At 68.1% G+C, this 11328-nt stretch carries 14 protein-coding genes; 6 read left to right on the forward strand and 8 right to left on the reverse strand.

Annotated elements, in window-relative coordinates; translation table 11 throughout:
- Position 1 precedes the first annotated feature (1 nt).
- Together WKW79_RS20875 and WKW79_RS20880 are read right to left on the reverse strand one after the other, a co-directional pair.
- A complete protein-coding gene (locus WKW79_RS20875; RefSeq protein WP_340337119.1) occupies positions 2-1363 on the reverse strand; it encodes an amidase family protein in 1362 nt (453 codons plus the stop codon).
- Positions 1364-1423: 60 nt separating this feature from the next.
- Positions 1424-1864 (reverse strand): carboxymuconolactone decarboxylase family protein, encoded by a 441-nt coding sequence (locus tag WKW79_RS20880; RefSeq protein ID WP_340337120.1) that lies wholly within the window; start codon positions 1862-1864, stop codon positions 1424-1426.
- A 107-nt stretch (positions 1865-1971) separates the two neighbouring features.
- Here WKW79_RS20880 and pdxR point away from each other — a divergent pair, with 107 nt between their 5' ends.
- Complete coding sequence (gene pdxR, locus WKW79_RS20885; protein WP_340337121.1) at positions 1972-3405, forward strand: MocR-like pyridoxine biosynthesis transcription factor PdxR; 1434 nt, start codon at positions 1972-1974, stop codon at positions 3403-3405.
- Positions 3406-3439: 34 nt separating this feature from the next.
- Positions 3440-4366: a glutaminase gene (locus tag WKW79_RS20890; RefSeq protein ID WP_340337122.1), complete on the forward strand. Its 927-nt coding sequence runs from the start codon at positions 3440-3442 to the stop codon at positions 4364-4366.
- Here WKW79_RS20890 and WKW79_RS20895 read toward each other — a convergent pair.
- The 3 genes from WKW79_RS20895 to WKW79_RS20905 are packed head-to-tail and all read right to left on the reverse strand — an operon-like array spanning position 4363 to position 5704.
- On the reverse strand, positions 4363-4878 hold the full coding sequence (locus tag WKW79_RS20895; protein WP_340337123.1) for a DUF2867 domain-containing protein: 516 nt from the start codon (positions 4876-4878) through the stop codon (positions 4363-4365). The two genes, WKW79_RS20890 and WKW79_RS20895, sit on opposite strands and share 4 nt — an antisense overlap.
- Before the next feature lie 5 nt (positions 4879-4883).
- Positions 4884-5369 carry a RidA family protein gene (locus WKW79_RS20900; protein ID WP_340337124.1) on the reverse strand — a complete coding sequence of 162 codons (486 nt, stop codon included), beginning with the start codon at positions 5367-5369 and terminating at the stop codon, positions 4884-4886.
- Entirely contained in the window at positions 5366-5704 is a 339-nt protein-coding gene (locus WKW79_RS20905) for a hypothetical protein (protein WP_340337125.1), read from the reverse strand. Before WKW79_RS20905 ends, WKW79_RS20900 begins: the two co-directional genes overlap by 4 nt.
- Before the next feature lie 169 nt (positions 5705-5873).
- Between WKW79_RS20905 and WKW79_RS20910 the strand changes: the two genes are divergently transcribed.
- Positions 5874-7343, forward strand: coding sequence for an aminotransferase-like domain-containing protein (locus WKW79_RS20910; RefSeq protein WP_340337126.1), 1470 nt, complete (start codon positions 5874-5876; stop codon positions 7341-7343).
- A 2-nt stretch (positions 7344-7345) separates the two neighbouring features.
- Here the strand turns inward: WKW79_RS20910 and WKW79_RS20915 are convergent, their stop codons facing one another.
- Complete coding sequence (locus WKW79_RS20915) at positions 7346-7909, reverse strand: DUF427 domain-containing protein (protein ID WP_340337127.1); 564 nt, start codon at positions 7907-7909, stop codon at positions 7346-7348.
- 34 nt (positions 7910-7943) lie between these two features.
- On the opposite strand from WKW79_RS20915, the gene WKW79_RS20920 reads away from it, so the two are divergent.
- Positions 7944-8450: a hypothetical protein gene (locus WKW79_RS20920; protein WP_340337128.1), complete on the forward strand. Its 507-nt coding sequence runs from the start codon at positions 7944-7946 to the stop codon at positions 8448-8450.
- Here the strand turns inward: WKW79_RS20920 and WKW79_RS20925 are convergent.
- Both WKW79_RS20925 and WKW79_RS20930 read right to left on the reverse strand, forming a co-directional pair.
- Positions 8386-9114 (reverse strand): methyltransferase domain-containing protein, encoded by a 729-nt coding sequence (locus WKW79_RS20925; RefSeq protein ID WP_340337129.1) that lies wholly within the window; start codon positions 9112-9114, stop codon positions 8386-8388. The two genes, WKW79_RS20920 and WKW79_RS20925, sit on opposite strands and share 65 nt — an antisense overlap.
- A gap of 237 nt (positions 9115-9351) precedes the next feature.
- A complete protein-coding gene (locus WKW79_RS20930; protein ID WP_340337130.1) occupies positions 9352-9783 on the reverse strand; it encodes a hypothetical protein in 432 nt (143 codons plus the stop codon).
- 191 nt (positions 9784-9974) lie between these two features.
- Here WKW79_RS20930 and WKW79_RS20935 point away from each other — a divergent pair, with 191 nt between their 5' ends.
- Positions 9975-10871: an ion transporter gene (locus tag WKW79_RS20935; protein WP_340337131.1), complete on the forward strand. Its 897-nt coding sequence runs from the start codon at positions 9975-9977 to the stop codon at positions 10869-10871.
- A gap of 109 nt (positions 10872-10980) precedes the next feature.
- Positions 10981-11298 carry an EthD family reductase gene (locus WKW79_RS20940; protein WP_340337132.1) on the forward strand — a complete coding sequence of 106 codons (318 nt, stop codon included), beginning with the start codon at positions 10981-10983 and terminating at the stop codon, positions 11296-11298.
- The last annotated feature ends 30 nt before the right edge of the window (positions 11299-11328 follow it).

Genomic DNA, 11328 nt, shown 5'->3' on the forward strand with positions numbered 1-11328 from the left:
TCTATGGATTCAGTTGCAGCCAGCGCGCCACGGCGATCGGCGTACGGTCTTCCAGCAGCGGGCCGATGATCTGCACGCCGATGGGCAGGCCGTCCGCTGTCTTGCCGACGGGCGCGACCGTGGCGGGCAGGCCGGCGAAGGTGGCGGGGCCGGCCCAGGCCAGTTGATGCTGGTAGGGCGTCGATTCGCCATCGATCTCCAGCATGGTCGTGTGCCAGTCGATCGGACCCGGGATGTGCGGAAACGCCACCGTGCCGTAGGGCGGGCACAGCACGATGTCGAAGGCGGCGAAGAGCTTGCGCCAGGTCTCGCGCAGCCGCGCGCGGCGGTCCAGCAGCGAGAGCCACTCGTGGGACGGGATCGACGGCGGCGCATCGGGTGCGCCGCGCGTGACGATGGTCTTGAGCATGGCGAGGTACGACTTGTGCAGCGCTTCGAGGTCGGGCAGCAACTCGCTGCCATGGCTGACCTGCGCGCCGGCTTTGGCGAGGCGGTCGGCGGTGCGCTCGACGGCTGCCTGCACATCGGCGCAGGCACGGGCGCAGGGATGCGTGGTCATCACCAGCACGCGCAGGCCGTTCGGCTGCACATCACGTGCTGGCGGCAGTTGCAGGCGCCATGCGGGAGCGTCGTCCAAGTCGGGGCCGGCGAGCACGTCCAGGGCCAGTTCGATGTCGTCGGCACTGCGCGCCAGCGGTCCGATCACGGCGATCACGTCGGCCGCGCCACTGGGCGCACCAGGGAAGTCATGGCCGCGCCCTGGCAACAGGCCCACGCTGGGCTTGTGGCCGTAGAGGCCGCAGAAATGCGCCGGCACGCGGATCGAGCCGCCGATGTCGGAGCCCAGTTCGAGCGGCACCATGCCCGCAGCCACCGCCGCCGCCGCGCCGCCGGAGGAGCCGCCCGGCGAACGGGTGGTGTCCAGTGGATTCAGCGTGCGGCCATAGACCGGGTTCACGCTCTGCCATTCGCCGAGCGCCAGGGCGACGTTGGTCTTGCCGAGGATCACCGCGCCGGCGGCCTTGAGGCGCTGCACGGCCACCGCGTCTTGCGTGACAGGGATGGCCTTGGCGAACTCGAAGCCCCAGGTGGTGGGCAGGCCCGCGACGTTGAAGGATTCCTTCACCGTCATCGGCACGCCCAGCAGCGGGCGTCGCTCGCCACGGGCCAGCGCAGCATCGGCGGCGCGGGCCTGCTCGCGGGCGCGGTCGAAGTCGCGCACGACGACGGCGTTGATCTCGCCGTCGCGCTGTTCGATGCGCGCGATGGCGGCATCGCAGAGTTCGAGGGCGCCGACCTGGCGCGCGGCCAGGGCTTCGACGAGTTGGGTGGCGGTGGCCGTGGCGTAGTCGAGGGTGTTCATGGCCCGCATTGTTGACGCGGGCGTGGCGCGTTCGCCTGATCGAACTTGCTCAATGCATCATCAGGCCGCCGGCACCGAGCGGAAGCCGACCGCCAGCCGGTTCCATGCATTGATCGTGCCGATGGCCAGCGTGAGGTCGACGCGCTCGCGCTCGTTGAACTCGGCGCACAGCGCTTCGTAGTCGGCGTCGGGCGCATGCGTGTCGGCGACGCGCGTGAGCGCTTCCGTCCAGGCCAGCGCGGCGCGTTCGCGCGGCGTGAAAAAGGGCGACTCGCGCCAGGCCGCGACGGCGTAGAGGCGGCGTTCGGTCTCGCCACGCTTGCGCGCGTCGGTGGAATGCATGTCGACGCAGTAGGCGCAGCCGTTGATCTGCGAGGCGCGCAGCTTGACCAGTTCCGACAGCAGCGGCTCCAGGCCCAGCTTGCTGACGGCGGCAGAGAGAGCGAGCATGGCCTTGGCGGCTTCGGGCGAGGCTTTGTAGAAATCGAGGCGGGCTTCCATTGTGGTGTGTCCTTGAGTGATTGAAGTGGTGGAGGTCTGGAGAGAATTGTCGAAGCGCGATGGCCTCCACGAGGGTGCCAATGCCGACCGAATCGAGGAGTCCACCCTTGGAACTGCATGTCGTCATCGAAGGCCGCAAGGACCTCACCGGCCAGCTCTATGGCCAACTCAAGGACGCGATCCGCACGGGCAGGCTGGCGGCGGGCGAGCAACTGCCGCCGACACGCCTGCTCGCCGAGCAACTGGGCCTGTCGCGCAAGACCGTGGCCGAGGCCTATGCCCGGCTCACCTACGAGCAACTGTTGCTCGCGCGCACTGGCATCGGCACCTTCGTCAACGCCGGCATGGCCACGCGGCCCGCGCCGCAGCGCACCGAGGACCTGGCGGGCGCGGCCGTGGTCGAGCAATGGGGCCGCATGGCGACGCCGCTGCGGCACATGATCCAGGAGGCGCATGCGCGCTTCGAGTTCATCGGCGGCGCGCCCTCGGCCGCACTGTTCCCCACCGACGACTGGCGCCGCTGCATGCTGCACGGCCTGCGCGAGAGCGCAAGGTCGCGCGGCTTCTACGGGCCGGCGGAAGGACTGCCTGCCTTGCGTCAGGCGATCGCGCGGCACATCGCCTTCTCGCGCGGCGTGCAATGCGCGGCCGACGACGTGATCGTGACGGCCGGCGCGCAGCAGGCACTCGACCTCGTGGCGCGCGTGCTGGTGGCGCCCGGGAGCCTGGTCGCGATCGAGGAGCCCGGCTATCCGCCGATGCGCTACCTGCTCGCGGCGCAGGGCGCGCAGGTGGTCGGCGTGCCGGTCGACGCGGAAGGCATCGTGGTCGATGCAATCCCGCAGGGCACGCGCTTCATCTACGTGACGCCGGCGCACCAGTTTCCGCTCGGCATGCCGATGAGCCAGGCGCGTCGCATGGCGCTGTTGCAGCGTGCGAAGGAGCTGGGCGCGGTGGTGATCGAGGACGACTTCGACAGCGAGTTCCGCTACACCGGCCGTCCCACCGAGACGCTGTTCAGCCTCGACACCCAAGGCACCGTGGCCTATGTGGGCACCTTCTCGAAGACGATATCGCCGCAGTTGCGCCTGGGGTACCTCATCGCGCCGCCCTCGATCCGCGATGCGGTGGCCACGGCCAAGCACCTGACCGATTCGCATACGCCGCCGGTGCAGCAATGGGCGCTGGCCAAGTTCATCGACGAGGGACTGCTGGTCAAGCACATCCGGCGCTGCCACGCGGCCTATGCGCTGCGACGCGACAAGCTCATCGCGCGCTTCGAGGGCGACCTGGAGCCGTGGTTCAGGGTGGTGGCACCCGCGGCGGGCTTTCACATGGCGGCGGTGTGCACGCGGCCGGTGGACATCGCGCTGCTCATCACGCTGGCGCGGCGTGTCGACGTGGGGCTGTATCCGATCGCGCCCTTCTTCCATTTCACGCCGCCGCAGGACGGGCTGATGATGGGCTTCGGCGGCATCGACGCGCTGGACATCGATCCGGCGCTGGACCGTGTGCGGGACATACTGGTGGAGATCGCATGAACATCCACGCGTACATCAACACCCACCACGCCCCATGAACCACCGCGCCGACTTCCAGGCCGTGCTCGACGAGATCGACGCGAAGATCCGCTCGATGCTGGGCCACGGCGGCAAGGTCGCCAGCTACATCCCCGCGCTGGCACGCGTGCCAGCCGAGCGCTTCGGCATCGCGCTGCGCACCTGCGATGGCATCGAGGCCTGCGCGGGCGATGCGGCGGAGCCCTTCTCGATCCAGAGCGTGTCGAAGCTGTTCACGCTGACGCTCGCGATGCAGCATCTTGGCGAGCGACTGTGGGAACGCATCGGGCGCGAGCCTTCGGGCAATCCGTTCAACTCGCTGGTGCAACTGGAGAGCGAACAGGGCAAGCCGCGCAACCCGTTCATCAATGCGGGTGCGATCGCGGTGGCCGACCGGCTGGTGAGCCTCGGCGATGCGAAGGCCGACATCCTGGCGCTGATGTCGAGCCTGGCCGGCGAGGCCATCGCCTTCGACCCCGAAGTGGCTGCATCGGAAGCCGAGACCGGCTATCGCAACTACGCGCTGGCCAACTTCATGAAGAGCTTCGGCAAGCTGGACAACGACGTCGAACCGGTGCTCGACATGTACTTCCACCAATGCTCGATCCGCATGTCGTGCATGCAGCTGGCGCGTGCCGCAGGATTTCTGTGCCGCGACGGTGCGCATCCCATCGACGGTCAACAGGCGGTCACCACCGAGCGCCAGACGCGTCGCATCAACGCGCTGATGCTGACCTGCGGAACTTATGACGCGGCGGGTGACGTGGCCTTCTCGATCGGCCTGCCCTGCAAGAGCGGCGTGGGCGGCGGCATCGTCGCGGTGGTGCCGGACCGGCTCACGCTCGCCGTGTGGTCGCCTGCGCTGGACGTCACGGGCAACTCGCTGCTGGGGATGAAGGCGCTGGAACTGTTCGTGGGGAAGACCGGGTTGTCGATCTTCTAGGCGCACCAGCCGCCCTTCGCCGCTCGCTCCAGCGTCGAGCGCACCACCATGCGATGGAAGGGCGCGATCAGGCGGATGTAGTTGCGACCGAGCAGGTTGTGGCAATGCACTACGGTCGTCGCTACCAACTCGCGGCCGCCACTCGCCAACGGCCGTTGCAGCATCGAGAGTCGGAAGTCGAGGTGCCGGTCGTCCTCGCCGAGCACGACTTCGTCATCGTGCGTTTCGTAGATGCGGAAAAACTCGACGCGCGGCGAGGTGTCGGCGCGCAGTGCGCCGGAGGTCTTGAGCCCGAACAGCTTCACCGTCGCATCGCGCATGCCCATCAGGCGGTCGATCCAGGGCGCCTGGTTCCCCAGCGCAAAGCGCGCGAGCGCCAGTGTTTCGCGTGGCGCATCGGGCGGCAGGTCGATGGCGAAGGCATCGGCCAGGAAGGCGCCGGCGTAGAGCGGCGCCACGCGGGCCTCTGCGGGCAGTACGACGTGGCGGGCGCGGGGCGGCGGCGAAGGCATTCGATTCAGTCGCCGTGCGTGCTCACGACCATGTCGAGTTCCACCGACGCATTCTTCGGCAGGCTGTAGACACCGACCGAGGTGCGCGTGTGCACGCCCGCCTCGCCGAACACGCGGTACAGCAGGTCCGACGCCGCATCGGCCACTTCGCTTTGCTGCGTGAAGTCGGGCGCGGTCTGCATGTAGACGGTGACGCGCAGGATCTTGTCGATGGCGTCCAGTGAGCTGAGCGTCTGACGCAGGATGGCCAGCGCACGCAGCGTGCAGATCTGTGCGGCCTCGCGGGCCTGGTCCAGCGAGGCCTCCGCGCCGACGCGCCCGGTCACGACCACCGTGCTGCCGACGCGCGGCACCTGCCCGCTGAGCCAGACGGTGCGGCCGTCGCGCACGGCCGAGGCATAGTGGCCGCCAATGCGGATCTCACCCTCGAAGCTGTGGCCCAGCTCGGCGGCGATCTGGTCGGCGATGGCGTTGCGTGCGGTGGTCGTCATGAAGCTTGGATTCTGGAAAGCCGTGCAGCATAGGCCATGACGCGCCGCCGCAGGGCCTGCCACGCGGCAAACACGGTCGGCGCGGGCCGATGGCTCCGGATCACCGCGCCCTCCCCGCCTGCCTCCAGCGCGACCCAACCGCCGCGCTCCAGCCGATGGAACTCGCCGTGCGCCAGCGTGACGGACGGTGACAGCGTCGTCTCGCCCAGCCAATGCAACGGCTCGCGCACCACGACGCGGCCGCTGTCGATCTCCAGCGTGGTCAGGCGGTCGAGCGGGATGTGCAGCGCTTCGCCGCGTTGCAGGCGGGTCGTGGTGGTGAGGAAGTCGGTCATCGAAGGCTCCTTGAATCGAGGCCTTCATGGTCCGGTTTCGGCTGCCCGGAAAACAGGCACAGCCTTCCCTGTTGCGACCGGAACAGACAGCACGGCACCGCGTCTGTTATGGTCGTTTTTGCGCCAACTGCATCTGTTTCATCGGCCCCCGATTCGCAACGATCGGGCCATGCTCATGCCTTCGTCCATGCCCCACACGCCTGCCGCGCCGCCGCTGTACCGCCGCCTGGCCACGCACTACCGCGGCGCGATCGAGGCCGGCACGCTGGCGCCGGGCGAGCGCATGCCCTCGCTGCGGCACCTCATGCGGCTGCATGACATCAGCCTGTCGACCGCGCTGCAACTGTGCCGCACGCTGGAGTCCGATGGCTGGGCCGAGGCGCGCGACCGCTCCGGCTACTTCGTTCGCAAGCCGCAGCGCCTGCGGATGACGCCGATGGACGAGCCGCCCGCCGGGCTGCGGCCGGACCCGGCGCAGTTCGTCGGCATCCATGCGCGCGTGTCGGCCTTCGTCGCGCAACGGCGCGCGGCCGAGGTCAAGGTCAACTTCTCGATTGCACGCGCCGCGCCGCAGCTCTATCCGGCCGAGGCCCTGCGCGCCGGCATGACGCGCGCCTTGCGCCTGCGGCCCGACCTGCTGGCCGCCGCGCCACCGTTGCAGGGCGACCCGCAATTCCGCGCGGTGCTGGCCAAGCGCGCGCTGGCCGCGGGCATGACGCTGTCGCCCGAGGAGGTGCTCGTCACCAACGGCTGCATCGAGGCGCTGAACCTCGCGCTGCGCGCGGTGGCGAATCCGGGCGACACCATCGCGGTGGAGTCGCCCACCTTCTACGGCCTGCTGCAGGTGCTGGAGAGCCTCGGACTGCGCGCGCTGGAGATTCCGACCAGCCCGCAAACGGGCCTCTCTGTGGAGGCGCTGGACCTCGCGCTGCAGACCTGGGACGACATCAAGGCCATCGTCGTCATCCCGCACCTGCAGAACCCGCTCGGCAGCGTGATGCCCGATGCGCACAAGGAGCAACTGATGCGGCTGTGCGAAGCGAAAGGCATCGCGCTGATCGAGGACGACACCTACAGCGAGCTGCTCGACGTCGACAGCGCGCCGCGCGCGATCAAGTCCTGGGACCGTGGGGGCAACGTGATCCATTGCGCATCGCTGCACAAGATCCTCGCGCCCGGCATGCGGCTCGGCTGGATCTCGGCCGGGCGCTGGCATCCGCGCGTGGAGATGCTCAAGTACGCGCAGACGCGCAACAACGAGGTGCTGTCGCAGTTGGGCGCGGGCGAGTTCATGGCCAGCGGCGCCTACGACCGGCACCTGCGCCGCCTGCGCACCGCCTTGCGCGAACAGCGCGAGCGCACTGCCGAGGCGATCGCGGCGCACTTTCCGGCGGGCACACGCCTCAACCTGCCGAACGGCGGGCTGCAGTTGTGGGTGGAGTTGCCGGGCCCATGCAAGTCGGCCGATGTGTTCGACACGGCGCTGCGCGAAGGCATCCTCGTCGCGCCGGGCTGGCTGTTTTCGAACTCGCCGCGTTGCGACCACTACCTGCGCCTTAACTGCGGCTGGCCCTTCGACGAGGTGGTGGACGGCGCGCTGAAGCGCATCGGTCAGATCGTGGACATGCACGCACGCTGAGATCACCAGCCTTCCGACCCCGGCTCCCCCTTGAACGGCCCGACCAGTTCCGGCGTGATCCAGCCCGCGTAGAAGCGGCCCGGCTGCGGTAGCACGCGGAGACCGTCGACTCGGCATTCGAGTTGCCGTGGATAGAACGCAATGTGATCCTTCAAGTCTTCAAAGCCGGGCAGCGGCGTCGGATACCACCATGCCGCGGCCTCGACTGTGTGCTGCGATGTGACGACCGAGAGATAGCGTGCCTCGCCCTTCCACTCGCAATTCGACCGGCCCGCGGCAGGCTGCAGCAGCGCCATCTGAACATCGGTTCGCGGCAGGTACCAGGTCGGCGGGCTGGCGGTCTCGAGCACGCGCAGCGCACGACGCGTGCGCGCGATCTCGACGTCGCCGAGGCATATCTTGACCTCGCGCGCATCCGGCGCGATGCATGGCGGGCGCGGATAGTCCCACACGGATTCCTGTCCCGCCTCCGGCGTCACGGCGAAGGGCGGCCGCACATCGCCCACATGGCGCCAGAGCGAGCGCGCAAAGGCACGGCGATCGTCATCGTCGGATGCAGCAGTCATGGCGTTCGGCTCCTTGTGCAAGACTCTGGCCATCATGAACGACATCTCCACATCGCAGGACATCAGCGCGGACGACAGCGCCGCCATCCAGGAACCCCGCCTCTGGCGCGACGCCGTCTGGACCGCCCGCGTCATCAAGAACGAAGACGACGACGGCTGGGCCGTCTCGATGACCCGCCACGGCGAGGCCGAGCCCGCACTGGTCGGCCCGTGGACCATGGGTCGCGACAAGAAGAACCCGAAGCCGCTCGACACCCCCGCCTTCCACACGCTGGTGAAGACCGCCAACGAGGTGCTGCGCCGGCACGAGCAGCAACTGCATTCGCAGCTCAACAAGCAGGTGAGCATCGGCGCCGGCTCGGAGCGCATCCGCGTGGCGCTGCGCATCGTGCCGGATGAAGACAACCCGCATGCGGTGCTGACCGCGCAGGACGAGTTCGGCGCGCAGCTCGGCGAGGCCCGCACCGCGCCCAACTTCAAGCTGACGACGGCGAGTGCAGAGGCCTGGATCGAGGCGGGCTACCCGGCGCGGGTGCGCTGACCACGCTCACCTGCCGGGCCCGGTCGATGACGTAGTACGACTTGACCATGCCCAGCGCCTTCTCGAAGATGATTTCCCCCTTGGGAAAGAGCGCATCGATCTCCGCGCGCTTGAGCAGCTGCGTGCCCCAGAAGTAGTTGCGGATGGTCGGCGCGTCCGGGCGCGATAGGAGGCGCCATGGACTCACATGGATCAGCAGATAGCCCAGCTTGCGCGGCAACCAGTGCACGACGGGCATGAGGAAGTGCGGCTCGAAGGGAAAGGACCATGCCGGCGTCTGGCAGAACACCAGCTTCGACACGCGCCGCATCTCATCGGCCAGCGCCGCGCGCTGTGCGGGCGGCACGTGCTCGATGACGGAATTGCAGATCAGCAGGTCGAAGGACTGGTCCGGCGCGGGGATGTGCCGGCCGTCGTAGATGATGGTCCTGATGTCGCCGGCAGACAGATTGGCGCCCTGCTGGACTTCGCCGTCGTCGACGTTGTAGATGGTGATCTTCTCGCGCGGGATTGGCAGCTCGATCTTGTCCCAGAAATGCCGCGAGCCGCCGAGGTCGCAGATGCGCATCGAGGCGATGCCTGGAAATGTTTGGTGGATGAACTTCCCGCGGCGCAATCGAAAGTGCCGCGTGATCGGACCGATGACCTGATGCCATAGCGACATGCTTGGCGCCTCCCTGTTTCGCACGCCAGGAAATCCCGGCGCCGCCTGTCAGTCAATGGTACCCATCCCCGCAACCCCGGCCCATTGCACTTCCGGCACATTGCGCTTCCGGCAAACGGCACCTTCGACCATCGGCAGCGGGCACAAGCGGGACCTTCGGCCATCGCCAGCGCCATGAGACCTATTGCCAGACGCGGCCGGGTTTCCGTCGTGTTCCCGCTGGCGTGGCGCTTCGCTTCAGCAGTTGCCCTTTTTCGCCTGGCCCGGCGGACAGTGGTAGCCGCCGCCGTGGTGATGGTCGTCGTGTTCGTGCCGGCGCTCACGCTCCCATTCGCGGCGCTCGCGGCGCTCCGCACGGCGCCAATCGCCCTCGCGCCAGCGCCAGCCGCCATCCACCGGCACCCAGGCGCCGGGCGCGTAGGCGTAGTCGGGTCGTGCCTGCAGCCAGTGGCCGCCACGCCATGCATAGGCGCGCTCATCCCATTGCCAGCGACCGGGCACCCACACCTGGCTCGGGCGCGGCGCGGGCATGACTTCGTAGCGTGGCGGCGGCGGGGCCACTTGCACCACGCCGGGCAACGGCACGTTGATGTTGACGGAGACCTGGGCGCTCGCGCCGAGTGCGGCGGCCGACAGGGCCGTGAAGACGGCGAAGGAAATGGCTTTCAACGTGGGAACTCCTCAGTAGCCAGGGTACCGGGCGACGGCCGCGCGCAGTGCGGCCGAGGCCTCGTGAAAAGGTCGAGAGCGTACCTGACCTGAACCCCTTGACATTTGTCAAAAACTATGGGCTGACATCGCGTACCAGGACGCTTGCAGTCCGATAGGCAACTGGCCTCGGCTGGCATAGGATGCCGCGCATGGTGACCCCCTCCGCTGCGCGGAACTCCGATTCGGAGCGATTTGGCAAGCCCGCATCGGGCCTGCGCCTGAAGCTCTACACGATCATCTTCGAGGCCGACACGCGCGCCGGAAAGGCCTTCGACGTGGGGCTGATCATCGTCATCCTGGCCAGCGTGGCGGCCGTGGTGCTGGACAGCGTGGCCTCGATCCATGCGCGCTTCGCTTTCGAGCTGAAGGTGTTCGAGCTTCTGGTGACGGCCGCCTTCACCATCGAATACCTGGTGCGACTGGCCTGCGTGCGGCGGCCGGACCGCTATGCCTTCAGCGTGTTCGGCATCATTGACCTGCTGGCGCTGCTGCCCACCTATCTTGCGGTGCTGGTGCCGGGGTTGCATGCGCTGATCGACGTGCGCGTGCTGCGGCTGCTGCGCGTGTTCCGGGTGTTCAAGCTGACCGAGTACGTGGCCGAGTACGGCGCGCTGGGCCAGGCGCTGAAGGCATCGCGGCGCAAGATCCTGGTGTTCATGTCCTTCGTGCTGATGGTGGTGGTGGTCATGGGCACGCTCATGTACGTGGTCGAGGGGCCGGCGCATGGCTACACCAGCATTCCGGTGGGCGTGTACTGGGCCATCACGACGATGACCACGGTGGGCTTTGGCGACATCGCGCCGCAGACCGGCGTGGGCCGCATGATCGCCTCGGTGATGATGCTGCTGGGCTGGGGCACACTGGCCGTGCCGACCGGGATCGTGAGCGCCGAGTTCACGGTGCAGCGACAGGGGCTTCGGGGCACCACCACGCGCACTTGCCATGAGTGCCTGAGCGAAGGGCATTCGGCGAATGCGCGCTTCTGCAGCGATTGCGGGGCGCGGCTGCCGGCTTACCAGCACGACGCAGCGGACGCGCGCGCTTGATGCGCCGCCATCCCGCTCCTTCGGCCACGCTACGCATCTGCCCGGAGGCGCTTGCCGATGCACGGCGGCCCCTCTATCCTCTGGAGCCCAACTACAAGGAGACCCAGCCGTGATCAAAGTGAGCGTGATGTACCCCAACAAACCCGGTGCGCGATTCGACCACGCCTATTACCGCGACAAGCACATGCCGCTGCTGAAGGCCCGAATGGGTGACGCATGCCTCTACTACACGATCGACAAGGGCCTCGCCGGCGGCGCACCTGGCGATCCGCCGACCTACATCGGCATGTGCCATGTCTTCTGCAACTCCGTCGAGAGCTTCCAGGCCGGCTTCGGCCCGCATGCCAAGGAAATCCTCGGCGACATCCCGAACTACACCGACCTGCAGCCGGTCATGCAGATCAGTGAAGTGGTGGTCGAGAAGTAAGAAGCCTTCCAGCGCCGATGCGTCCTTGCG

The organism is Variovorax robiniae (genome assembly GCF_037889955.1).
GTDB lineage: Bacteria > Pseudomonadota > Gammaproteobacteria > Burkholderiales > Burkholderiaceae_C > Variovorax > Variovorax robiniae.

What these genes read in the sequence shown, in the direction of transcription:
- WKW79_RS20880 (WP_340337120.1), bottom strand. Translation starts at nt 1,864, where the DNA reads ATGGAAGCCCGCCTCGATTTCTACAAAGCCTCGCCCGAAGCCGCCAAG.
- WKW79_RS20905 (WP_340337125.1), bottom strand. Translation starts at nt 5,704, where the DNA reads ATGACCGACTTCCTCACCACCACGACCCGCCTGCAACGCGGCGAAGCG.
- WKW79_RS20920 (WP_340337128.1), top strand. Translation starts at nt 7,944, where the DNA reads ATGAACGACATCTCCACATCGCAGGACATCAGCGCGGACGACAGCGCC.
- WKW79_RS20900 (WP_340337124.1), bottom strand. Translation starts at nt 5,369, where the DNA reads ATGACGACCACCGCACGCAACGCCATCGCCGACCAGATCGCCGCCGAG.
- WKW79_RS20915 (WP_340337127.1), bottom strand. Translation starts at nt 7,909, where the DNA reads ATGACTGCTGCATCCGACGATGACGATCGCCGTGCCTTTGCGCGCTCG.
- WKW79_RS20925 (WP_340337129.1), bottom strand. Translation starts at nt 9,114, where the DNA reads ATGTCGCTATGGCATCAGGTCATCGGTCCGATCACGCGGCACTTTCGA.
- WKW79_RS20890 (WP_340337122.1), top strand. Translation starts at nt 3,440, where the DNA reads ATGAACCACCGCGCCGACTTCCAGGCCGTGCTCGACGAGATCGACGCG.
- WKW79_RS20875 (WP_340337119.1), bottom strand. Translation starts at nt 1,363, where the DNA reads ATGAACACCCTCGACTACGCCACGGCCACCGCCACCCAACTCGTCGAA.
- WKW79_RS20910 (WP_340337126.1), top strand. Translation starts at nt 5,874, where the DNA reads ATGCTCATGCCTTCGTCCATGCCCCACACGCCTGCCGCGCCGCCGCTG.
- WKW79_RS20935 (WP_340337131.1), top strand. Translation starts at nt 9,975, where the DNA reads ATGGTGACCCCCTCCGCTGCGCGGAACTCCGATTCGGAGCGATTTGGC.
- WKW79_RS20895 (WP_340337123.1), bottom strand. Translation starts at nt 4,878, where the DNA reads ATGCCTTCGCCGCCGCCCCGCGCCCGCCACGTCGTACTGCCCGCAGAG.